General features: G+C 69.1%; 18 protein-coding genes. 10 read left to right on the top strand and 8 right to left on the bottom strand.

The genetic code is table 11. The annotated features are described in order from the left end of the window. Positions 1-42: 42 nt before the first annotated feature. The 3 genes from ACZZZN_RS01035 to ACZZZN_RS01025 form a co-directional block, all read right to left on the bottom strand. Complete coding sequence (locus tag ACZZZN_RS01035) at positions 43-1935, bottom strand: HNH endonuclease signature motif containing protein (protein WP_463503410.1); 1893 nt, start codon at positions 1933-1935, stop codon at positions 43-45. A gap of 385 nt (positions 1936-2320) precedes the next feature. Beyond that, positions 2321-2782 (bottom strand): GNAT family N-acetyltransferase, encoded by a 462-nt coding sequence (locus ACZZZN_RS01030; protein WP_463503409.1) that lies wholly within the window; start codon positions 2780-2782, stop codon positions 2321-2323. A 73-nt stretch (positions 2783-2855) separates the two neighbouring features. Continuing rightward, entirely contained in the window at positions 2856-3725 is an 870-nt protein-coding gene (locus ACZZZN_RS01025; protein WP_463503408.1) for an EamA family transporter, read from the bottom strand. A 286-nt stretch (positions 3726-4011) separates the two neighbouring features. On the opposite strand from ACZZZN_RS01025, the gene ACZZZN_RS01020 reads away from it, so the two are divergent. From ACZZZN_RS01020 to ACZZZN_RS01010, 3 genes are all read left to right on the top strand, one after another. Then, entirely contained in the window at positions 4012-5355 is a 1344-nt protein-coding gene (locus ACZZZN_RS01020; protein ID WP_463503407.1) for a M18 family aminopeptidase, read from the top strand. 56 nt (positions 5356-5411) lie between these two features. After that, positions 5412-6857 (top strand): purine-cytosine permease family protein, encoded by a 1446-nt coding sequence (locus tag ACZZZN_RS01015; protein ID WP_463503406.1) that lies wholly within the window; start codon positions 5412-5414, stop codon positions 6855-6857. Between the two features lie 131 nt (positions 6858-6988). Beyond that, positions 6989-7522, top strand: coding sequence for a cysteine hydrolase family protein (locus ACZZZN_RS01010; protein ID WP_463506523.1), 534 nt, complete (start codon positions 6989-6991; stop codon positions 7520-7522). A 117-nt stretch (positions 7523-7639) separates the two neighbouring features. Here ACZZZN_RS01010 and ACZZZN_RS01005 read toward each other — a convergent pair whose 3' ends face one another. Both ACZZZN_RS01005 and ACZZZN_RS01000 read right to left on the bottom strand, forming a co-directional pair. Beyond that, on the bottom strand, positions 7640-9385 hold the full coding sequence (locus ACZZZN_RS01005; RefSeq protein ID WP_463503405.1) for an ABC transporter ATP-binding protein: 1746 nt from the start codon (positions 9383-9385) through the stop codon (positions 7640-7642). After that, entirely contained in the window at positions 9382-11106 is a 1725-nt protein-coding gene (locus tag ACZZZN_RS01000) for an ABC transporter transmembrane domain-containing protein (RefSeq protein ID WP_463503404.1), read from the bottom strand. Before ACZZZN_RS01000 ends, ACZZZN_RS01005 begins: the two co-directional genes overlap by 4 nt. A 169-nt stretch (positions 11107-11275) precedes the next feature. Here ACZZZN_RS01000 and ACZZZN_RS00995 point away from each other — a divergent pair, with 169 nt between their 5' ends. Then, the gene (locus ACZZZN_RS00995) at positions 11276-12328 is read left to right on the top strand and encodes an alpha/beta hydrolase (RefSeq protein WP_463503403.1); all 1053 of its coding nucleotides are present in this window, start codon (positions 11276-11278) and stop codon (positions 12326-12328) included. Between the two features lie 12 nt (positions 12329-12340). Here ACZZZN_RS00995 and ACZZZN_RS00990 read toward each other — a convergent pair whose 3' ends face one another. Both ACZZZN_RS00990 and ACZZZN_RS00985 read right to left on the bottom strand, forming a co-directional pair. After that, positions 12341-13714, bottom strand: coding sequence for a pyridoxal phosphate-dependent decarboxylase family protein (locus tag ACZZZN_RS00990; protein ID WP_463503402.1), 1374 nt, complete (start codon positions 13712-13714; stop codon positions 12341-12343). A gap of 9 nt (positions 13715-13723) precedes the next feature. Then, complete coding sequence (locus ACZZZN_RS00985) at positions 13724-14479, bottom strand: TetR/AcrR family transcriptional regulator (protein WP_463503401.1); 756 nt, start codon at positions 14477-14479, stop codon at positions 13724-13726. A gap of 92 nt (positions 14480-14571) precedes the next feature. Between ACZZZN_RS00985 and ACZZZN_RS00980 the strand changes: the two genes are divergently transcribed. The 6 genes from ACZZZN_RS00980 (at position 14572) to ACZZZN_RS00955 (ending at position 21548) form a co-directional block, all read left to right on the top strand. Continuing rightward, complete coding sequence (locus ACZZZN_RS00980) at positions 14572-15612, top strand: agmatine deiminase family protein (RefSeq protein ID WP_463503400.1); 1041 nt, start codon at positions 14572-14574, stop codon at positions 15610-15612. Beyond that, on the top strand, positions 15609-17324 hold the full coding sequence (locus ACZZZN_RS00975) for an amidase (protein ID WP_463503399.1): 1716 nt from the start codon (positions 15609-15611) through the stop codon (positions 17322-17324). The genes ACZZZN_RS00980 and ACZZZN_RS00975 overlap by 4 nt, the downstream gene beginning before the upstream one ends. Before the next feature lie 212 nt (positions 17325-17536). Beyond that, positions 17537-18391, top strand: a complete 855-nt coding sequence (locus tag ACZZZN_RS00970) for a tryptophan 2,3-dioxygenase (protein WP_463503398.1) — start codon at positions 17537-17539, stop codon at positions 18389-18391. Beyond that, positions 18391-19422, top strand: a complete 1032-nt coding sequence (locus tag ACZZZN_RS00965) for an amidohydrolase family protein (RefSeq protein WP_463503397.1) — start codon at positions 18391-18393, stop codon at positions 19420-19422. Before ACZZZN_RS00970 ends, ACZZZN_RS00965 begins: the two co-directional genes overlap by 1 nt. A gap of 1 nt (position 19423) precedes the next feature. Next, positions 19424-20683, top strand: coding sequence for a kynureninase (locus tag ACZZZN_RS00960; protein ID WP_463503396.1), 1260 nt, complete (start codon positions 19424-19426; stop codon positions 20681-20683). Next, positions 20673-21548, top strand: a complete 876-nt coding sequence (locus ACZZZN_RS00955; protein WP_463503395.1) for a PaaX family transcriptional regulator — start codon at positions 20673-20675, stop codon at positions 21546-21548. The genes ACZZZN_RS00960 and ACZZZN_RS00955 overlap by 11 nt, the downstream gene beginning before the upstream one ends. On the opposite strand, the gene ACZZZN_RS00950 is transcribed toward ACZZZN_RS00955, so the two are convergent. Continuing rightward, entirely contained in the window at positions 21523-22524 is a 1002-nt protein-coding gene (locus ACZZZN_RS00950) for a LacI family DNA-binding transcriptional regulator (protein WP_463503394.1), read from the bottom strand. The genes ACZZZN_RS00955 and ACZZZN_RS00950 overlap by 26 nt on opposite strands. Between the last annotated feature and the right edge of the window lie 46 nt (positions 22525-22570).

Here is a 22570-nt window from a genome sequence, read left to right as displayed (position 1 = left end):
CTAAATGTCTTCTAGCAACCCTGGTTGCCAATTCGCCGCCGCTCATCCCACGCCCGCCATGGCTGGGCTTCGGAGTTCAGCCCTCCCGCCGGGAGCATCGGCAAGGTCGGCAAGGTCGGTTGCATCGGTTGCATCGCTGGCATCGCTGGCATCGGTTGCATCGCTGGCATCGCTGGCATCGCTGGCATCGGTTGCATCGCTGGCATCGCTGGCATCGCTGGCATCGCTGGCATCGCTGGCATCGCTGGCGCCGGTGGCAGGCCTGGCGTTGTCGGCGGGGAGGCTTAGTGCGGGTGTTCGCCAGCATTGGTCGGGGTCCCACCAGGCGGGGCCTCTGACTTGCGGGGTCCCGGTGTGCATGCGGATGTCCCACCCGGAGCCGTCGAGACTGCGGTGGTGGTAGTAGCAGAGGGGGACGCCGTTGTCGGTGTGGGTGGGTCCGCCGTGGGCGTGTTCGGTGACGTGGTGGATCTCGCACCAGGTGGCCGGGGTATGGCATCCGGGGATGAGACATTCGCGGTCGCGGGCGATGATCGCCCGGCGTTGGTGAGCGGTGAAGACCCGGTTCGTGGTACTGATTCCGATGATGCGTCCCTCGTCGAGGATCACGCGTTGGATGGTGCCGGTGCAGCCGGTCTGTGCGGCGACGCGGGCCGGGACGTGCCCGAACGGGTGGTCGTGGGCTCCGGGGAGACGTGCCCATCCGGTGCCGTCGGCGAGGTCTTTCGCGTCGATGGTGACGACCAGGGTCGGTGCCGCACCCCCGAGGGTGGGCATCGACGCGTGCCGGGCGGCGATGCTGATCGCCGCAGCGAACGCGTCGTGTCGTTTCTGGTCCGCGGTGCGCGGATCGATCACACCCCGCGGATCACAGTTCGCGGGGTCTGCGGTATCGGGAAGACCCTCGGCTGCCGGGTCGAACCCGGCGCGGCAGTCTTGGGAGTCCGAGACATCGCCATCGACATCGAAGCTGCCGTCACCGTCACCGTCACCGTCACCGAAGCCGCCGTCGCCGTAGCCGCCTCTGCCGGCGCCACTGCCGTCACCGTCACCGTTACCGAAGCCGCCGTCGCCGTCGCCGTGGCCGTCGTCGGCGTCGGCGTCGGCGTCGCTGCCGCGAGCGCTGTCGTCGGGATCGCTGCCGTCGCTGGGGGCGAAACGGACGCCGGGGTCGGGTTTACCGTCACGTTTGGGGTTGTTGATCGCGTCGAAGATCGTCTCCAGTTGGGCGGCGACTTCGGGAGACAACCACCCGCGAATCGAGCGGAGCCCGTCTTTGAGCCGTCCGATGGTGATGCCGCGGCGGTGTTGGGCGTTCTTGTCTTTCGGTTCCGCGCCGTCGGGGTCCATCAGGGCGACGAGGGCCTGGGCGAGGATGTGCAGATCCGCCGGTGTCGGCTTCGGACCGCGCGGGACATCCGAACCCGCATCCGCATCCCGCAGCCCGCACGCCTGATCGGCGAGGAACTCATCCGCCCGCACCCGGTCCTCCCGAGTGATCCGGTCCCCACACTTGTCCACCGGCCCCACCGCCGCCAGAAACCCCTCCACCGTGAGCGCGCCATCCAGCATCGCTTCCCGCAGTGCGGGCCAGCGGGCAGGGAGCCGGTCACCGGACACCAGGCTCACGTTCCGGTGCACCAGCCCCACGACTTTCCCGAGCCGGCCCGCCGCCGACACGTCAGTCAACAGGGTGCGTTGCAGCAACTCGTTCTCGGTGCGACACCCCGCCGTGTGAGCAAGATCCGTCGACGTCACAGGAGCAGTCGCGAGAGCCTCCACCACGACCGCCTCCACCCGCCGGAACGCCGCCCCCGCCGCGACGAGCACGTCGATGCGCTCCGCATCCGACAACCCCACCAACCCGACACCGGACAGCACCTCGTCCAGGCAAAAGACGGCCTGGTCGAGAAGAGCATGGGTGCGGGTGGGCATGACCCCATCCAACCCGCCACCACCGACATTCACACCCCGAAACAGGCCGGTTTATGACCAGATCAGGAGCATATTCCGGAACACCAGAACACCGTTCCGGGATACCGAAGAACCACCACCAGCGAGACCCACCCCACGGCCCTTCGACAAGCTCAGGGACCCAAAAACGACAGGCTCACGGACCCAACAAGTCACAATCAGGGACCCAACAGGTCACGCTCAGGGACCCCACCAGTCACGCTCAAGGACCCCAAAAACGACAGCTCAGTGACCCAACCCTTCGACAGGCTCAGGGACTCAACCCTTCGACATGCTCACGGACCCAAGAACGACAGGCTCAGGGACCCCACCCTTCGACAGGCTCAGTGACCCGAAACCGACACGCTCACAGAACCGGCACCCTCTTCATGAACACGTCGACCTCGTCTTCACTCTCGACCACGAAGCCGTGTCGTTCGTACAGTCGCCTCGCCGCGCTGCCCTGCAGCACGTTCAATCGATACGGTGCGCGGCTCGCATCACCACGCGCCTCGGCGAGCGTCGCCCCCAACACAGCTCCGCCCAGTCCGCGACCCTGCCACTCGGGCGACAGATAGAAGTGCTCGATCCACACGGCATCCGCTGCCGGCCGCACAGCGATCGTCCCGACGTCGACTCCCTCGGCCACGATCACACGCGTGAGCTGCGGCTCGAAGGCGTCCAGAAACCTCTGCCGCACCCGCACCGGGTCGAACCGGCCGAGCCGTTCGAGATCGGGCTTCATGACCACGGCGCGCATCTCTGCCACCCACGATGCATCCGACAGGGCACTCGAGCGATACGACCAGGACACGACCACGTCATCCATTCTCACAGCTGTACCTGCAGGCACTGGCAGACCAACAGCAACAGGCACGAAGCAGTCGCAGGCACACCGGCTCTCACAGTGCGAGCAACACGATCCCCGCCACCACGACCGCCGACGCGGCGATCCGCCATCCGGGCCGACTCTCCTTCAATGCGAACACGCCGAACAGGCTCACGAGCACCACGCTCACCTCGCGCAGGGGCGCGACGAGGGCCACGGGAGCGATCTGGATCGCGGTGAGCACCAGGATGTACGAGAGCGGCGAGAGGATGCTGAACGCGACGATGCGCTTCCACTGCATGCGCCCGAGCGTCCAGACAGCGCGCCACCTGCGCCGCACCCCGATCGAGTAGAAGGGGATCTCGAGCAGCATCGTGCCGACCATGAACGCCACCGGGGACAGACTCCACGTGCGCACGGCGTGCGCGTCCCAGATCGTGTAGACGGCGATCGCGACACCGGTGAGCAGACCGAAGACGAGCCCCGGGTCGATGCGGCCACGCGTCGATGCATCCGATCGCCCGCGATCCACGAGCCCGATCGCCACCACGCCGACGATGATCGCCGCCACACCGAGCAGCGCGACCTGCGACGGCCGTTCCCCGAGCAGGAGCACCGCGACGAGCACCGACAGGAACGGCCCTGTCCCGCGCGCTGTCGCGTACACGGTCGACAGGTTGCCTTCGCGGTATCCGCGCTGCAGTACGGCCATGTACACGACATGCATGACCGCCGAGACCCCGACGCCGAGAAGGAACGCGAGCACATCGTCGGTACCGAGTCCGCCCGTGAATGGGATGACTCCGATCCACACGACCGTGCCGCCGACCGCACCCCACCAGAGGAACGGCATCCCGGCTCTGCTCACCCCGTGCGCGATGACGTTCCAGGCCGCGTGGGTCACGGCCGCGGCCATGACGAGGACGAAGGCGAGAGAAGACATGACAGACCCTTCCGCCCGTCGCACGGCGCGACGAACAGGGTCCTCCGGGCTTTTGTCCTGTCAGATGACGGCGCTCCTGCGGAGGAGCACCGTGGCGCCGCTCGGACCAGACGGGACGCTCGCACTCGCAGGAGTGCGTGCGATCCCCGGAACCCTAGGCGCTATCGAGATCGACGATAGGGGATGCAGGTGTCCGGCCGGTGAACGGCCTGTGCCGACCTCCCTTCAACGAGTCCGGGCACACGACCCGATTACGATCGAAGGACCCCCTTCAGGAAGGTCGCTCATGCCCGTCACCCCGGATGCACTCGCCCACGCCGAGGATCTCGCCGACTTCGTCGCCGCTTCGCCCTCGAGCTATCACGCCGCCGCCGAGGTGGCCAGGCGCCTCGAGGATGCCGGGTTCGAGCGTCTCGCCGAAGAGGATGCGTGGACGCTGACCCCCGGTGGACGCTACGTCGTCGTCCGCGACGGCGCCGCGATCGCGTGGACGATCCCGACCGACGCCACCGCCATCACTCCCTCGCACGTGCTCGGCGCGCACACCGACTCCCCCGGATTCAAGCTCAAGCCGCAGCCGACCACCGGCTCGAAGGGCTGGCTGCAGGCCGCCGTCGAGGTCTACGGCGGTCCGCTGCTGAACTCCTGGCTCGACCGCGAGCTGCGCCTCGCCGGCCGCCTGGCGCTCGCCGACGGCCGCGTCGTGCTCGCCGACACCGGCGCCCTGCTGCGACTCCCCCAGCTGGCCGTGCACCTCGACCGCGAGGCGAACACCGGCCTTGCCCTCGACAAGCAGTACCAGACCCAGCCGGTCTGGGGTGTGGGCGACCCGTCTCAGGCCGACATCCTGGCCGAGCTCGCCGAGTCCGCCGGCGTCTCGGCATCCGACATCCGCGGCTACGACGTGGTGATCGCCGACACCGCGCGCGGCGCCGTGTTCGGCAAGGACGACGCGTTCTTCGCCTCAGGACGCCTCGACGACCTGGCCTCGGTGCACGCCGGGGTCGTGGCGCTGGCGGGCCCTTCGACAGGCTCAGGGACCCAGGAAGGTGCAGGTGCAGGGGCCCAGGAAGGTGCAGGTGCAAGGGCCCAGGAAGGTACCCCCATCGCGATCCTCGCAGCCTTCGATCACGAGGAGCTCGGCTCGAACTCGCGCTCCGGCGCGGCAGGCCCCCTGCTCGAAGACATCCTCGGCCGCATCTACGACGCGCTCGGCGCCGACGACTCCGAGCGCCGCCGCGCCTTCGCGTCGTCGTGGTGCCTCTCGAGCGACGTCGGCCACTCGGTGCACCCGAACTACGCCCACAAGCACGACCCCGTCGTGCAGCCGGTGCTCGGGTCAGGGCCCATCCTCAAGCTCAACGCCAACCAGCGATACGCGACGGATGCGATCGGCTCCGCCGCGTGGCGCCGCTGGTGCGACGACGCCGACGTCACGACCCAGGAGTTCGTGTCGAACAACACGGTGCCGTGCGGATCGACGATCGGCCCGATCACGGCGACGCGCCTCGGCATCCGCACGGTCGACGTCGGCATCCCGATCCTGTCGATGCACTCGGCCCGTGAGCTGGCCGGAGTCTCGGACCTGCACGACCTCACCCGCGTCGCGGGAGCATTCTTCGCCGGCTGACCCCCGCAGCACCCCCACTGACCCCCGCAGCGCCCCCGGAGTGCCAGGATGATGGCATGACGGACATCAAGCCTGCTCTCATCGAGCGCGCGGGCATCGAGATCATCCCCGAATCCGAGCGCACGGCGAAGCCGAGCGACCTGTTCTGGCCGTGGTTCGCAGCCAACGTCTCGGTGTTCGGCATGTCGTACGGCTCGTTCGTGCTCGGCTTCGGGATCTCGTTCTGGCAGGCCACGATCGTCTCTGTCATCGGCATCGTCGTGTCGTTCCTGCTCTGCGGACTCATCGCCATCGCGGGCAAGCGCGGATCGGCGCCGACGATGGTGCTGTCGCGTGCCGCCTTCGGCGTGCAGGGGCAGAAGGTGCCCGGCATCGTCTCGTGGTTGACCTCGATCGGCTGGGAGACGTTCCTGGCGATCATGGCCGTGCTCGCCACCGCCACCGTCATCACACAGCTCGGCGGCGACGGCGACAGCATCGCGCTGAAGATCACCGCGACCGTGATCGTCGCTGCCCTCATCGTCGCGGCCTCGGTGCTCGGCTATCACACGATCATGAAGCTGCAGTCGGTGCTCACCTGGGTGACCGGCGCCGTGACGATCCTCTACATCGTGCTCGCTGCCCCGAGCATCGACATCGCCGCCGTGATGGCCCGACCCGACGGCGGCATCGGACAGGTCATCGGCGCGCTGGTGATGGTGATGACCGGGTTCGGCCTCGGCTGGATCAACATCGCCGCAGACTGGTCGCGCTACCAGAAGCGCACGGCATCCGACGGCGCGATCGTCGCCTGGAACACCATCGGCGGATCGATCGCCCCGGTGCTGCTCGTGGTCTTCGGTCTGCTGCTCGCGGGCTCCGACGATGAGCTCAGCGCTGCGATCGCCGCCGACCCGATCGGCGCGCTCGCGACGATCCTGCCCATCTGGGTGCTCGTGCCGTTCCTGCTCACCGCCGTGCTGGCACTGGTCTCGGGCGCGGTGCTGGGCATCTACTCGTCGGGCCTCACGCTGCTGAGCCTCGGCATCCGCATCCCGCGCCCGTCCGCCGCGGCGATCGACGGTGTGATCCTGACCATCGGCACGATCTACGTCGTGTTCTTCTCCACCGACTTCCTCGGCCCGTTCCAGAGCTTCCTCATCACGCTCGGCGTGCCGCTCGCCTCGTGGGCGGGCATCCTGATCGCCGACATCCTGCGCCGCAAGAAGGACTACGACGACGAGGCGCTGTTCGACAGCCGCGGTCGGTACGGCGCCTGGGACTGGATCTCGATCGGCACCATGGTGGTCGCGAGTGTGATCGGGTGGGGCTTCGTGCTCAACGGATTCGCGGACGCGGCACCGTGGAACAACTGGCAGGGCTACCTGCTCGGCCTCGTCGGCGGTGTCGACGGCGACTGGGCGTATGCGAACCTCGGCGTCTTCTTCGCCCTCGTGCTGTCATTCATGGTCACCTGGTTCGCGCGGGCCGGGAAGATCCGCCGGCAGGAGCAGGGGGCGTGACGGGCCCTTCGACAGGCTCAGGGACCCAGGGTTCGACAGGCTCAGGGACCCAGGGTTCGACAGGCTCAGGGACCCAGGGTTCGACGGGCTCAGGGACCCAGGGTTCGACCAGCTCACGGCCCCAGCCCTGGCTGGTCGTGATCGACCCGCAGACGATCTTCGCCTCGCCCGACTCGGCATGGGGTTCGCCGTTCTTCGCAGACGCCATGCCCCGCATCCGGGAGCTCGCCGCGTCGTTCGGCGACAGGATTCTCGTCACTCGGTGGATGCCGACCGCCGACCGCTCGACCTCGTGGGGCGCGTACTTCGCGGCCTGGCCGTTCGCCGATCGGCCGCCGACGGATGCGCTGTTCGACCTCGTCTCCGACGCGGTCGGGCTGTCGTCGCATCCGACTCTCGATCTGCCGACGTTCGGCAAGTGGGGCAGCGAGATCGAGGAGATCGTCGGTCATGGCGCGCACGTCGTGCTCGCCGGCGTCTCGACCGACTGCTGCGTGATCTCGACCGCACTGGCGGCAGCGGATGCCGGGGCACACGTCACGATCGCCGCCGACGCGTGCGCGGGATCGACTGCCGAGAATCACGCCGCCGCCGTGCAGGTCATGGGCCTCTATCCGCCGCAGATCACCGTGAGCGACACGGCATCGGTGCTCGCCGGGCGCTGAGACCGAGGATCACGCCGACGATCTGCGGACGAACGGACGATCTGCGGAGAAACGGGGCGAATCGGTCCGACTGTCGTCACACGCTCCGCGAACCGTCCGTCACCGGAAGGCTCGAGCTCACCAGGCGGTCCAGGCCGCCCACAGCTCGGCGTACGGGCCCGACGCCTGCACGAGATCGTCGTGCGATCCCGACTGCACGACCCGACCGTCCTTCATGACGAGGATGCGGTCGGCCGCGGCTGCCTGGCTCAGCCGGTGCGCGATCACGATGCCGGTGCGGTGTCCGATCGCTCCGAGCGACGCCAGATCGAGCACCTCCGAATCGGCGGACCCGGCCTCGGCCGTCGCCTCGTCGAGGATCACGACGGATGCGGCCGACAGCGCCACCCGCACGAGGGCGAGGTGCTGCGCCTGCCCCGGCGTGAGCGGATGCCCGGCCTCGCCGATCTCGGTGTCGAGGCCGTCTGGCAGACGGAGGATCCAGTCGGCGCCGAGCTGCGCGATCACCGCGCGCATCCTGTCGTCATCGGCCTCGCTGAAGAGCGCGAGGTCGTCTCGCACGGTGCCCGCGAACACGTGCGGCTCCTGGCTGAGCATCACGACCGCATCGCGCAGATCATGCGGATGCCAGTGCTCGATCCCGACCCCGTCGTGGCGCACATCGCCCCTGCCCACCGGCAGGGCGCCGGACAGCACACGCGCGAGCGTCGTCTTGCCCGCACCGCTCGCGCCGACGATCGCGATCCGCTCCCCCGGCGCGATCGACAGCGAGACCGCGTCGAGGTCCCGGCGGTCGTCGCGGTACCCGAAGGTCAGTCCATCGACCTCCACCCCTCCCCGGATGCCGTCGCGTCCCGCCCTGTCGGGAGCTTCGCGGGGGCTCGGTGTCGACAGACCGATCACACCGAAGAGACGCGCGAGGCTGGCCCCGGCATCCTGCAGATCGTCGATCCGGTACAGCAGGCTGCCCATCGGCCCGAACAGTCCGAGGAAGTACAGCGCCGCCGCCGTCGCCGCGCCCAGCTCGACCTCGCCGCCGGTGACGAGCAGGTAGCCGACAGTGAGCACCGCGGCCAGGCCGACGAGTTCCGCGCCGTTGAGGAAGACGTTGAAGTCGTTGCGCACCCAGGTCGCCCGCACTTCGAGCGCGATGGCCTCTTCGCTCGACTCTGCGATGCGCTCGAGGTGGTGCTCCTCTGTGCGGAGGGCCCGCACCGTGTCGACGCCGCGAACGGCTTCGATCGTGCGCTGACCGCGCTCGGCGACGACCACGCGGTGCTCGCGGTAGACCGGCGCGGATCGGCGCAGGAACCAGCGGAGCGAGAAGTACTGGATCGGGGCCACGAGCAGCGCGGCGAGCGCGAAGCGCCAGTCCATCAGGCCCATGCCGAGCAGGCTCAGCACGATGCCGAAGAGTGCGGTCAGGAAGGCGGGCAAGGCGTCTTCGACGACCTGCCCGACGGCCCGGACGTCACCCGACAGTCGGGCGACCAGGTCTCCGGTGCCCGCCGCTTCGATGCGTGCCGTCGGCTGCGCGAGGGCCGTGCGGAACGCCCCCTCGCGCACGTCGCGGATCGTGCCCTGGCCGAGGCGGGCGAGCAGCACGCGGCCCACCCAGGTCAGCACCGCACCGGCCGCGATGGATCCGGCGAGCGCGAGACCGAACGGCAGCAGCGACGCACCGCCGCCGATGATGTCGTCGACCATCAGTCCGATGATCCAGGGGGCGAGAAGTGCCGCGCCGACGCCCGCGCAGAGCGTCACGAGGGCGGCGGTCACGAGTCCTCGACGCCTGCCGAGGGCCGCAGCGAGTCCTCGAGCCGTGTCGCTGCGGGTCGCGATCGGGAGCTTCTGGTCGTTCATGCGCTCGCACCCCGCAGGTCGTGCACGCGATGGCAGCTCGACAGCAGTGATGCGCGATCGGTCAGCAGCACGATCGTGCGCCCCTCGGCAGCGAGTCCTGCGGCGACCTGCGCCTCGGTGATCGGGTCGATCGCGGTGGTCGGCTCGTGCAGCACCACCAGGCGCTGCGGCTGGTGCAGGGCCCGTGCGAGCAGCAGCCGTTGACGCTGCCCGCCCGACAGCCGCAGGCCCCTCTCGCCCACCTTCTCGTCGAGCCCGTCTGGCAGCCGCTCGACGACCTCATCGAATGCGGATGCTTCGAGTCGGGCGTGGTCGATCTCGGCCGCGATGTTCTCGGCGGCCGTTCCGGTGAACACCGCCGCGTCGTGCGGCGGTGCGAAGACCTCGGCGCGCAGGCCCTCGTGACCCAGATGAACCGCGTCACGGTCGTCGATCACGAGCTCACCCGGCTCGGGTTCCCGCAGCCCGCCGAAGAGTCGGGCGAGATCGACGGCGCGCTCGGGGTCGGCACGGATGCCGGTGACCCGGCCGGCCGGAATGTCGAGTGCGGTCCCTTCGACGGTGAGCCGGGCGATGACGTCTTCGGGGATCGTCGCGGCAGACGTCTCGTGCACCGGCCTGCTGCCGTCATCCACCGTGGTGAGCGTGGATCCTGGCTCTGCCGTCGACTCCGCTTCTGCCCTGAACTCCGCTTCTGCCGTGAACCCCGCTTCTGCCGTGAATTCCGCTTCTGCCGTGAATTCCGCGATGCGAGTGGCCGAACCGTGCTTCGAGGCGATCTGTGCGGGCAGGTAGCCGAGCGCCTGCAGCGGCCCGCGGATCGTCTGGGCGAGGCCCATGGCGGTGACGAACCCGCCGATCGTGATGACGCCGTCGAGCACGAGCCGGCCGCCGAGCACGGCGATACCGGTGAAGACGAGGCCGCTGACCAGCATGTTCAGTGCGGTGAGTCCCGCCGCCGCCTTCTCGGCACGGTAGGCGGCTTCGGCAGCGACCGCGCTCTCCGCGACGTACCGGTCGGCAGCGCGGGATGCTCCCCCGAGCGCGCCGAGCACCCTGAGCCCCGTGGCGAAGTCGGTGCTCACGGCGTCGAGTCTGGCCGCCTGCTTCTGCGCCTCGTACCCGCGGCGTCGCAGCCCTCCGCTGACCGCATGCACGACGAGCGCCTGCACGAGCGTGCCGATCACGACGGCGAGGGCCAGCGGCCAGGCGATCACGAGCAGGGTGATGCAGGCCACCAGCACTGCGGTCGCCGCTGCCGCCTGCTCGGCGATGACCCAGAAGAAGCCCGCAGTCTCCCCCGCATCCGACGACGAGATCGTCAGCACTTCTCCCGCAGGCCGTCGGGTGCGACGGCGCAGCGCGAGGCCGAGGACTCCCTGGCGCAATGCATGCTCGCCCTGCGCGTAGACCTTCGTGCCTGCACGGTCGCCGACCTGCCAGGAGCAGATGAGCACGGCGAACACCACGACGAGAAAGGCCAGGGCCCATCCCAGCGCCACCGGATCACCGGGCTTGATGGCCCGGTCGATCACCACGCCGACCGCGATGGGGACCATGACCTCGGCGAGCTGGTGTGCGCAGAAGCCTGCGATCGAGAGCGCCGAGCGCGCACGGCGCCCCCTGCCCCAGACTCCCTCGCGAAAGACCCCTCCGACGGTGGTCGCCCCGGCTCCGCGTGCGGGCGTCGTCGAGCGTTCCGGGCGCGCAGAAGGGGACATCAGATACTCCAGAGGGAAAGACGAGGGTCGATCGCGTCGGCGTGGGCCCTCTCGATTCACCGTATGCGATCGCGGTGTCGCGCAGCGGACAGCCTGTGCCTGCCCTCCGCCGAATCCGCGCCGAATCCGACCGGAATACTGCCAAGATGATGCGCGGAGAGGGGTTTCCATGACTGCGACCGCGCCTGCTGAGTCCACCGGCCCGAAAAGGGACCGCCGTCCGTGGCATCGAACGAAGGTCGCGCTCGGTCTGATCGTCGCCATCGCCGCCGTGATCGCGGTCATCGGTGCGCTCACGCCCTGGCCATCGGCGATGCTGATCCGCGCGGTGTTCACGAAGGGCGGCGACGAGACCGCCGCCGAGATGGACAGGCACGTGCCCGACACGAAGCTCACCGAGCAGCTCGATGTCGCCTATGGAGATGCGGGCGCCGACACCACGATGGACGTCTTCACACCGGCATCCGCCACCGGCCCGCTGCCGACCGTGGTCTGGATCCACGGCGGGGCCTGGATCTCGGGCGCGAAGGAGAACGTCGATCCGTACATGCGCATCCTCGCCGCCGAGGGATACACGACCATCGCCGTGAACTACACGATCGGCCCCGAGGGCGTGTATCCGCTCGCGGTGCACCAGCTCAACGACGCGCTCGCCTACATCGATGCGCACGCCGATGAGCTGAACGTCGACCCGACCCAGATCGTGCTCGCCGGAGACTCCGCCGGTGGCCAGCTCGCCAGCCAGATGGCGACGCTGATGACGAGCCCCGACTACGCCGAGATCATGGACATCACTCCGTCTCTCGATGCCGAGCAGGTCGTGGCGACCGTGCTCAACTGCGGCGTCTACGACCTCGCCGCCCTGGCAGCGCTCGATGGAGTCGTCGGGTGGGGGCTCAAGACCTCGATGTGGGCGTACTCCGGCACCAAGACCTGGGCCGAGGATTCGACCGGCGCCACCATGTCGACGATCGACTGGGTCACCGCCGACTTCCCCCCGACCTACATCTCGGGCGGCAACGGCGATGGGCTCACCTGGCTGCAGTCGATTCCGATGGCGAAGCGCCTCGACGAGCTCGGCGTCGATGTGACCACGTTGTTCTGGCCGGCGCCGCACGAACCGGCGCTGCCGCACGAGTACCAGTTCCACCTCGACATGCCTGACGCGCGGACCGCTCTGCAGAAGACGATCGACTTCCTGAACGCGAACACCACACGCTGAGGGGTTCTCGGACTACTTCATGGTGTCGAGGATGCCGACGAGGTCGTCGAAGGTCGTGAGCGGGTTGAGGATCGCGAAGCGCGTGTTCGGCCGTCCGCGGTGCGAGCTCGGCACGACGAAAGCACGCTGCGAGTCGAGCAGCTCGTCAGACCACCGGTCGTAGTCCTCGCGCTCCCATCCCTCGCGTTCGAAGACGACGACCGACAGCTGCGGGTCGCGCACGAGGCGCAGCTCGGGGCGCGAGGCGATCTCGGTGGCGATCTTCTGTGTGAGGGCGAGGGTCGCGCTCACCGCCTCGCGATACGCGGTCACGCCGTAGGTCGCGAGCGAGAACCACAGCGGGAGGCCGCGCGGACGCCGCGTCAGCTGGATCGAGTAGTCCGACGGACTGAAGTCGCCGGCGTCGGTCAGCGTGTCGAGGTATTCGGCGTGCTGGGTGTGGGCGCGGCGCCCGGCGTCGGGGTCGCGGTAGAGGAGAGCACAGCAGTCGAACGGCGCGAACAGCCACTTGTGCGGGTCGACGATCACCGAGTCGGCACGCTCGACCCCGGCGAACACCCCGCGGGCCTCGGGAACGAGCATCGCGGTGAGCCCGTAGGCACCGTCGACATGCAGCCAGAAGTCGAACTCGTCTTTCAGGGCGGCGACGCCTGCGATGTCGTCGACGATGCCGAAGTTCGTCGATCCGCCGGTGACGACCACCGCGCAGATCTCGTCGCCGTGCTCGGTGAGCGCTTCGCGCACCGCTTCGGCCCGCAGCACGCCGTCGTCGCCGGCGGGCACCAGCAGCACGTCGGCATCCATGACCTTCGCCGCCGACTTGTTGGACGAGTGCGCTTCGACGCTGCATACGATCTTCCAGCGATGAGGCAGCTCTTTGCCGGCGTCGAGCAGTCTCGCCTTCGCCGCCTCGCGCGCGGCGACCAGGGCCGAGAGGTTGCCGATCGTGCCGCCCTGCACGAACACCCCGCCGGCGGTGTCGGGCAGCCCGAACTCGGTGGCGAGGAATGACAGCACCTCGTTCTCGGCGTGCACTGCTCCGGCTCCCTCGAGCCAGCTGCCTCCGTAGAGACCGGATGCCGAGACCACGAGGTCGAACGCGATCGACGCGATCGTCGGCGCGGTGGGGATGAACGACAGGTACGACGGATGGCTCGTCGTGAGGCACGCAGGGGCGAGGATGTGCTCGAAGACGCTCAGGGCGCGCTGCGAGCCGAGCCCGGCATCCGTGATCGTGGTGCCGACCAGCCGGTTGAGCTCTGCGGGCGACTGCGGCTTGTCGAGCGGCACGTCGGCGGCGAGCATCCTTCGCCGCGAGTAGTCGAGCACCGCGTCGACGATCGCCGTCGACTCGGGCGATGCCGCGTGCATGCGTTCTGCTCCCATGAGCTGTCCTTACCTGTGGATTCCTGCGGGCTGTGCGGCGTCGAGCGAGGTGGTCGGCGTCTCGACCGGCACATCGAGAACGGCGGCGAGTGTGCGGCGAGCGAGATCGGCCCGATCGCGCGGCGCCCAGTGGACGAGGGAGTGCGCGCTCATGCCGTCGACCATGGCGAGCAACATCCACGCCGCGGATGCCGGGTCGACCCGCGCCGGGTCTTCTCTCAGCGCCGGGTCGACCCGCGCCGGGTCTTCTTTCAGCACCGGGTCTTCTCTCAGCACCGGGTCTTCTCTCAGCACCGGGCCTTCCACCAGGTCGTCGGCGATCGCTCGGGCGATCAGGTCTTCGAGAGCGCTGTGCCAGAGGTCCATCTCGACCCGCACCCGCGCGCCGAGAGCCTCGTTGCGCGCACCCAGCGCCCACGACTGCACCCACACCATCGCGACGTCGTCGCGCTCATCGTCGAGAAGTGTCTCGATGAGACGCAGCAGATTCGTGCGCAGATCGACGGAGGCGTCGTACGAGGCGATCACCTCTTCGCGCTCGGCCGCGACGATCGTCGTGAAGATCTCGGCGACGAACGACTCCATCACGGGCCGGTAGTGAGCGACGAGCGCCGGCGTGACGCCGACTCGCGCGGCGACGGCACGCACGGTGAGTGCCTCGAGCCCGCTCTCGGTCGCCAGCGTCACGGCGCCCCGAACGATCGAGCGCTCTCGCTCTTCGGGTGGCAGCCGACGCGGCTCGGCGGCTCTTGACGTGTTGTTCATCACGGGCTACCGTAGCACTCGTTGGACACGTGTTCAATAGCGATCACGACTCCTCGATTCCGAGGTGGCGATCGGCGACGAGGGAGACAGACATGGCCTGGCACATGCCCGCCGAGACGGCACCCCACGACCGCACCTGGATGGCGTTCCCCGCCGAAGGGCCGACCCTGGGCGAGTCCGCCGCCGAGCGCGAAGAGGGCTATGCCACGTGGACGGCCGTCGCCCACGCGGTCGCCGAGTTCGAGCCGGTCACGATGCTCGTCGACCCCGCCGAGATCCCCCGCGCGCGTCGGATGCTCAGCAGCGCCATCGACCTCGTCGAGGCTCCGGTCGACGAGTTCTGGATGCGTGATTCCGGACCGACGTTCGTGATCGACGACGAGCGCCCCGGAGTGCTCGGCGCGGTCGACTGGATCTTCAACGGCTGGGGAGCGCCGGCGTGGGCGCAGTGGCAGAAGGCGGCGCAGCACGCGAGAATCATCGCCGGCGCGGTCGGCGCAGAGCTCGTGAGCTCGACCCTCGTCAACGAGGGCGGCGGCATCCACGTCGACGGCGAGGGCACGGTGCTGCTCACCGACACCGTGCAGCTCGATCCCCGGCGCAATCCTTTCGCCGACAGGCAGCGCGTCGAGGCCGAGATGGCCCGCATGATCGGCGCCACGAAGGCTGTGTGGCTGCCGCGGGGACTCACGCGCGACTACGACGATTTCGGCACGAACGGACACGTCGACATCGTGGCCACGCTCGTCTCCCCCGGCCGCCTCCTGCTGCACGAGCAGCCCAACCCCGACCATCCCGATCACACCGTGACGCGCGATCTGCGCGCGCACCTCGAGCAGCAGACGGATGCCGCCGGCCGCCGCTTCGAGGTCATCGGCCTGCCTGCGCCTGCGACCCTGCGTGACGACGAGGGATTCGTCGACTGGAGCTACGTCAACCACCTGGTCACGAACGACGGCGTGGTCGCGTGCGGTTTCGGCGACGCCCAGGCGGATGCCGCAGCACGGGGGATCCTGTCCGACGCCTATCCAGGTCGCCGGGTGATCACCGTCGACGCACGCCCGCTCTTCGATCGGGGCGGCGGCATCCATTGCATCACCCAGCAGCAGCCGAGCGTGGGGGCGATCGCATGATCGACGTCGTCGAGGCCTCCATCGCCGATCTGCGGCGAGCGCTGGAGACCGGCTCGGTGACAGCCGTCGAGCTGGTCGACGGCTACCTCGCACGCATCGCCGCGTATGACGGGCCGGACACCGAGAAGGCCCTGAACGCCGTGGTGGTACTGAGCCCCGAGGCCCGCGCCGAGGCCGAGGCGTCCGATGCCCGCCGGGCACGCGGCGAGACGTGGGGGCCGCTCGACGGCATCCCGTACACCGCGAAGGACAGCTATCTGGTGCGCGGCCTCACCGCCACCGCGGGCAGCCCCGCGTTCGCCGATCTCATCGCCCAGCGCGACGCGTTCACCATCGAGCGTCTGCGCGCGGGTGGCGCGATCTGCCTCGGCCTCACGAACATGCCGCCGATGGCCAACGGCGGCATGCAGCGGGGGGTCTACGGCCGCGCCGAGAGTCCGTACAACGCCGAGTTCCTCACCGCACCCTTCGCGTCCGGTTCGTCGAACGGCTCGGGCACCGCCACCGCGACGAGCTTCGCGGCATTCGGTCTGGGCGAAGAGACCTGGTCGAGCGGCCGCGGACCGGCCACCAACAACGCGCTGTGCGCCTACACACCCTCGCGTGGCGTGATCTCGACCCGGGGCAACTGGCCGCTCGTGCCGACGATGGACGTCGTCGTGCCGCATGCCCGCACGATGGCCGACCTGCTCGAGGTGCTCGACGTGATCGTCGCCGACGACGCCGAGGTGCGCGGCGACTTCTGGCGCGCGCAGCCGTGGGTGACACTGCCGTCGTCGTCGGAGGTGCGCCCGCCTTCATACGCTGCCCTGGCGGCCGAGGCCCAGACCGCACTGCGCGGCACGCGCATCGGCATCCCCCGCATGTATATCAACGCGGACCCGGATGCCGGCACGGCTGACGAGCCCGGCATCGGAGGCCCCACCGGGCAGCGCATCGAGACCCGCGCCTCCGTGATCGTTCGCTGGGATGCGGCTCGGCGAGATCTCGAGGCCGCCGGCGCGACGGTCGTCGAGGTCGACTTCCCGGTGGTGTCGAACTACGAGGGCGACCGACCTGGCGCACCCACCATCGCGACCCGTGGGCTCGTCACGCCCGAGTACCTGCGCCGCGAGATCGTCGATCTGTCTGCGTGGGGCTGGGAGGACTTCCTGCAGGCGAACGGCGACCCGGCCCTGCACACGCTCGCCGAGGTCAACGGGGCGACGATCTTCCCGCATCCCGAGGGTGCACTTCCCGACCGTTACGCCGGCTTCGACGATGACATCGCCGAGTACCCGGGTTGGGTTCGCGACAACCCGGGTATCGGGTTCGAGGACATGCCCGAGCTGCCCGACGGACTGCGCGGGCTCGAGGAGACCCGTCGGATCGATCTGGAGGACTGGATGGACGAGCACGAGCTCGATGCCGTCGCCTTCCCGGCCGTGGCCGACGTGGGTCCGGCCGACATGGACGTGAACGAGGCATCCGCCGACCTCGGATGGCGCAACGGCACCTGGATCGCCAACGGCAACCTGACCGTGCGCCACCTCGGCATCCCGACCGTGACCGTGCCGATGGGCCTCATGAGCGACATCGGCATGCCGATCGGTCTCACCTTCGCGGGTCGCGCCTACGACGACACCGCACTGCTGCGTCTTGCGGCGAGCTTCGAGGCGATCGGGCAGCCCGGCGAGCGCCGCACCCCTCCCCCGCGCACGCCGAGGCTCTGACGCCGAGCACACGCCACCCACCGGTCGTTGAGCGAGCACGGCGGAGCCGAGCGAGACGAAACGCACTGCGATGCGAGATCGGCTCACGCCGTTTCGTCTCAGGCGACTTCGTCGTCTTCGCTCAACGACCGGGCATCGTGAACATTTCACTGTTGTGACGCTCGCCACGATTGTTATATGTTCTTCCTGTCCCCCACGACAGGAAGCGTCCCATGAGCACCGAGAACAACGAGCGCGAGCTCGAGGCCGGCATCGTCACCGATCTGTCCGGCCGCATGACCTACGGGTCTTACCTGGCGCTCGACCAGTTGCTCACCGCGCAGCATCCGGTCAGTGTTCCCGAGCACCACGACGAGCTGCTGTTCATCATCCAGCACCAGACCACCGAGCTCTGGCTCAAGCAGCTGTTGCACGAGCTGTCGTCGGCCCGCGAGTTGCTCGCCAGCGATGACCTGCGCGAGGCACTGAAGCGGGTCGCGCGCGTCAAGCGCATTCAAGACGTCATGACCCAGCAGTGGGCGATCCTCGCGACCCTCACCCCCACCGAATACGCGCAGTTCCGTGGAGCGCTCGGCAACTCCTCGGGCTTCCAGTCCGTGCAGTACCGCGCGGTCGAGTTCGCACTCGGCAACAAGAACGAGAAGATGCTGAGCGTCTTCAGCGACCACCCCGCCAACCTCGCGCTGCTCACCGCCGAATGGCACAAGCCGACTCTCTACGACGAGTTCCTGCGCTATGCCTCGCGACGCGGCCTCCCTATCCCGGCCGAGATCCTCGACCGCGATGTGCGCATGCCCTACCGCGAGACCCCTGAGCTGGTGCCCGCGATCCGCGAGATCTATCAGAACCACCAGCAGCACTGGGACCTCTACGAAGCCTGCGAAGACCTGGTCGATCTCGAAGACAACTTCCAGTTCTGGCGCTTCCGCCATCTGAAGACCGTCGCGCGCACCATCGGCATGAAGGTCGGCACCGGCGGATCGAGCGGCGTCGGCTTCCTGCAGCGCGCTCTCGATCTGACGTTCTTCCCCGAGCTGTACACGGTGCGCACCGAGATCGGCGGCTGATGAAAGCTGCGACCTTCTTCGACGGCGAACGATGGCGCGACGGCATCATCGACCTCGTCGACGGACGGATGCTGCTGCGCGACGAGCCTCCCACCACCGACCTTCGCCCGCTCGACGGCGTCATCGTCGGCGGCTTCACCGACCACCACGTGCACCTGCAGCTCGTCGACCACGCACTGCTGCGGGACTCGACGCTCGGCCGCGTGGTCGACCTCGGCGCGAACCCCACCACCATCACCGCGCTCGCCGCTTCGGCGCGTTTCGTCTCGGTCGCTGGCGCTCCCTCGCTCAACGAACAGCAGGAAGCCGACCTCCACACCGTCGCCGTCGAGTTCGCCGGAGCGTTCCTGACGCCGGTCGGGGGCTATCCCTCCGACCGCGACTGGGCACCCGCAGGCTCGTTCCGCGAGATCGCAGACGCGACGGCTGCCCGGGCGGCCGTGTCCGAGATGGCGGATGCCGGAGCATCCTGCATCAAGGTCGCGAGCAACAGCACCGCCGGACCGGTGTTCGACGACGACCTGTTCCGGACGATCGTCGAGGCCGCGACCGCACACCGACTGCCCGTCGTCGCCCATGCCGAAGGCCCGGGAGAAGCACAGCGAACGGCCCGCCTCGGCGCCGCCGCACTCGCCCACGCCCCGTTCACCGAGCGGCTCGACGACGCCGAGATCATCGCCCAGGCGGCATCCGTGACGTGGTGCTCCACTCTCGCGGTCCACGATGCCGATGCCCGAGCCACGGCCGTCGAGAACCTCCGCCGCTTCCATGCAGCCGGCGGCACCGTGCGATACGGCACCGATATGGGCAACGGTCCGACGCCCGTCGGCGTGAACCGCGATGAGATCGCGTCACTCCACGACGCCGGCGTCAGCGGCATCGACCTGCTCCGAGCCCTCGCTCCGCAGGATCCTCGCGATCCTGCCTCCCTCCTTCTGCTGCTTCCCGGCCCCGGCCCCGACACCGACCTCGGCACCGCCGCCGATCCGACACTCGCCCGCCCGCTGACCAGCGCTGATCTGAAGGCATGACATGACCGACACCACCCGCACCGAATCCACCCGCACCGACGCCGAGCTCCTCGCCGCAGCGCGCGCTCTCGACGCCGCCGACCCGCTGCGCGCGCACCTCGATGCCTTCGCCGATGCCCCCGGCGTCGGCGCCTACCTCGACGGCAACTCGCTCGGCCGCCCGCTGCGTGAGACTGCCGACCGGCTCGCCGCGTTCGTCCGCGACGACTGGGGCACGCGCCTGATCCGCTCGTGGGACGAGCAGTGGATGACGCTGCCGATGGAGCTCGGCGACCGCATCGGCAGCCTCACCCTCGGCGCTGCGGCCGGGCAGACGGTCGTGGCCGACTCGACGAGCGTGCTGATCTACAAGCTCATGCGCGCGGCCCTGACCGCCAGCGGGTCGCGCACCGAGCTCGTCATCGAGGCGGGCAACTTCCCGACCGATCGCTTCATGGCCGTGGGCGTCGCCGCCGAGACCGGCATGACGGTGCGCTGGATCGAACCCGATCCGGTGCACGGCGTGCAGGTGGCCGACGTGGTCGCAGCGATCTCCGAGAAGACCGCGCTCGTCTCACTGAGCCACGTCGACTACCGCTCGGGCGCGCTGGCCGACATGCCCGCGATCACCGACGCCGTGCACGAGGTCGGTGCACTGATGATGTGGGACCTCTGCCACTCGGCCGGCATCATCCCGATGCAGCTCGACGAGTGGGGCGTCGACATGGCGGTCGGTTGCACGTACAAATACCTCAACGGCGGCCCGGGCTCGCCGGCATTCGCGTATCTTCGCAGCGAGCATCAGGGCGTGCTGCGCCAGCCGATCCAGGGCTGGTGGAGTGCGGACGACATCTTCGCGATGGGCCCGGAGTACGTGCCTGCGGGCGACATCCGCCAGCTGCTCAGCGGCACTCCCCCGGTGACCTCGATGGTCGCGATGCAGGGGATGCTCGACCTGATCGAGCAGTCGACCATCGACGGCATCCGTGAGAAGGCGAAGTCCCTCACCGACTTCGCCCTGCGTGCCTACGACGAGCTGCTCGCTCCGCTCGACGTGCGACTGCTCAGCCCCCGCGACGCCGAGCTGCGCGGCGGCCACGTGACCATCGGTCACCCCGACTTCCGCGCGGTCACGCAGCGCCTGTGGGCCGACGGCATCATTCCCGACTTCCGCTTCCCCGACGGCATCCGCCTGGGGCTCTCACCGCTCAGCACCTCGCACGTCGAGACACTCACCGGGGTGCTGGCGGTGCGTGACGCCCTGGAATCGCATGACCGCTGAGCCCGTCGAGCGGGTCGAGCGGGTCGGAGACGCCCCCGTGCTCGACGACATCGATGCCCGCCCGGGAAGCACTGCGTCCCTGCTGCGCACTCTGATCGGCCTCTACCTGCGCCCGCTCGGCGGGTGGATCTCGGCGGCCGACCTCGTGTCCCTCGCCGGCGACCTCGGCATCCCGACGGCGCAGGCGCGCACCGGCATCACCCGCCTCAAGCAGAAGGGGCTGCTGCTCGCCGAGCGCAGGCACGCGATCGGCTATCGGTTGAACCCGGATGCCGAGCCGATGCTCGAGCGCGGAGATCGCCGCATCTTCGAGATGCGCGAGATGACGGATGCCGACACCTGGTGCCTGATCTCGTTCTCGATCCCCGAGAGTGCCCGCAGCGTGCGGCACCAGCTGCGCCGCCGACTGCAGTGGATCGGGGCGGGAGTCGTGTCGCCCGCGCTGTGGATCTGCCCCGGACACCTGCAGGGCGAGGTCGAGCAGATCGTCGCCGAGCTCGACGCCCGCGCCTGGGTGACGCTGTTCCAGGCGGGCACCCCCTCGACACCGCACACGCTTCCCGAGGCCGCCGCCGAGTGGTGGGACCTCGACGCGCTGCGCGCCGAGCACCTCGCCTTCCAGCGTTCGCTCACGACTCTGCCCGATGGATCGTTCGCGGCGTACCTGCACCTGATCGACAGCTGGCGGGTGCTGCCCTATATCGACCCGGGTCTTCCTCCGGCGATGCTCCCCGCCGAGTGGCCAGGAGGACGCAGTGTCAGCGAGTTCGCGCGGCTCGCAGAGACGCATTCGGATGCCGCATGGCAGCACGTGCGCGAGGTCGTCGGAACACGCGAGGTCACCGAGGCGGCGCGGCCGTCGTAGCCCGCACCACGAGCCTCGTCGGCAGGATCACGTTCATCTCGTCGATCTCACCGCCCGAGAGGAGCGTGAAGACCATCTCTGCCGCGACCGCCCCGAGCCGGCGCATCGGCTGCTGGATCGTGGTGAGCGGCAGTGCGCGCCTGGTCGCCTCGGGCACGTCGTCGAACCCGACGACCGACAGGTCTGCCGGAACCCGCAGACCGAGCTGGTGCGCCACGTCGATCACCGCGATCGCCGAGAGATCGTTCGCGGCGAACACCGCGGTCGGACGCGACGCTGCACTCAGCATGGTGCGCGCCGATTCTCTGGTCGCCTCGAGCTCGTAGCGACCGACACCGATCAGTGAGGGGTCGATCGGGATGCCCGCATCTGTGAGAGCTCGGCGATAGCCCGCGTCGCGGAGTCCCGCCGACCTCAGGTCCGGTCGTCCGGCGAGGAATCCGATGCGCCGGTGACCGAGCTCGATCAGGTGTCGGGTGGCGGCGAGCGCTCCGCCGAAGCTGTCGGATTCGACCGTCGGCAGATCGGCCCGTCCGGTGTGCGGATCGACGGCGACGACCGGGATCTCGGTGCCCGCGCTCACGACCGTGGGGGTCACCATGATCGCCGCGTCGATCAGCGTGCCCGAGAGCCTGCTGAGCGATCGCCGCTCCCACCCGTCGCTCGCTCCGTGGTGCGATCCGGCGTAGGCGAGCAGGTCGAAACCTGTGTCGTGCATGGCCGCGCCGACGCCCTTGAGGATCTCGGCGCTGAACGGCTCGAAGTCCGCCAGGAGCACCCCGACCACCCCGGTGCGTCGTGCGCGCATGCTGCTCGCGACGAGACTCGACTCGTAGCCGAGGTCCTTGACGGCATCGAGCACCCGCTGCACCGTGGCATCCGCTATCCCGTACCGGCCGTTGACCGCTTTCGAGACGGTCGAGACCGAGACACCCGCCGCTCTCGCGACGTCGTGGATCGTGGTGCGAGCCCCCATGACACGCCAGCGTAGTCGCGCGAGCAGGGGCACGGAAACTGTTTTC

This window comes from Microbacterium sp. AC145 (assembly GCF_979258505.1).
The sequence above is the reverse complement of the archived record's forward strand: the minus strand, read 5'-3'. Positions and strand labels throughout refer to the sequence as shown.

Bases quoted from the DNA above. Each gene is read 5' to 3' on its own strand.
- ACZZZN_RS01000 (WP_463503404.1), bottom strand. From the start codon at position 11,106: ATGTCCCCTTCTGCGCGCCCGGAACGCTCGACGACGCCCGCACGCGGA.
- ACZZZN_RS00995 (WP_463503403.1), top strand. From the start codon at position 11,276: ATGACTGCGACCGCGCCTGCTGAGTCCACCGGCCCGAAAAGGGACCGC.
- ACZZZN_RS01015 (WP_463503406.1), top strand. From the start codon at position 5,412: ATGACGGACATCAAGCCTGCTCTCATCGAGCGCGCGGGCATCGAGATC.
- ACZZZN_RS00980 (WP_463503400.1), top strand. From the start codon at position 14,572: ATGGCCTGGCACATGCCCGCCGAGACGGCACCCCACGACCGCACCTGG.
- ACZZZN_RS01025 (WP_463503408.1), bottom strand. From the start codon at position 3,725: ATGTCTTCTCTCGCCTTCGTCCTCGTCATGGCCGCGGCCGTGACCCAC.
- ACZZZN_RS00960 (WP_463503396.1), top strand. From the start codon at position 19,424: ATGACCGACACCACCCGCACCGAATCCACCCGCACCGACGCCGAGCTC.
- ACZZZN_RS00975 (WP_463503399.1), top strand. From the start codon at position 15,609: ATGATCGACGTCGTCGAGGCCTCCATCGCCGATCTGCGGCGAGCGCTG.
- ACZZZN_RS00955 (WP_463503395.1), top strand. From the start codon at position 20,673: ATGACCGCTGAGCCCGTCGAGCGGGTCGAGCGGGTCGGAGACGCCCCC.
- ACZZZN_RS01005 (WP_463503405.1), bottom strand. From the start codon at position 9,385: ATGAACGACCAGAAGCTCCCGATCGCGACCCGCAGCGACACGGCTCGA.
- ACZZZN_RS00965 (WP_463503397.1), top strand. From the start codon at position 18,391: ATGAAAGCTGCGACCTTCTTCGACGGCGAACGATGGCGCGACGGCATC.
- ACZZZN_RS00950 (WP_463503394.1), bottom strand. From the start codon at position 22,524: ATGGGGGCTCGCACCACGATCCACGACGTCGCGAGAGCGGCGGGTGTC.
- ACZZZN_RS01035 (WP_463503410.1), bottom strand. From the start codon at position 1,935: ATGCCCACCCGCACCCATGCTCTTCTCGACCAGGCCGTCTTTTGCCTG.
- ACZZZN_RS00985 (WP_463503401.1), bottom strand. From the start codon at position 14,479: ATGAACAACACGTCAAGAGCCGCCGAGCCGCGTCGGCTGCCACCCGAA.
- ACZZZN_RS00990 (WP_463503402.1), bottom strand. From the start codon at position 13,714: ATGGGAGCAGAACGCATGCACGCGGCATCGCCCGAGTCGACGGCGATC.
- ACZZZN_RS01020 (WP_463503407.1), top strand. From the start codon at position 4,012: ATGCCCGTCACCCCGGATGCACTCGCCCACGCCGAGGATCTCGCCGAC.
- ACZZZN_RS00970 (WP_463503398.1), top strand. From the start codon at position 17,537: ATGAGCACCGAGAACAACGAGCGCGAGCTCGAGGCCGGCATCGTCACC.
- ACZZZN_RS01030 (WP_463503409.1), bottom strand. From the start codon at position 2,782: ATGGATGACGTGGTCGTGTCCTGGTCGTATCGCTCGAGTGCCCTGTCG.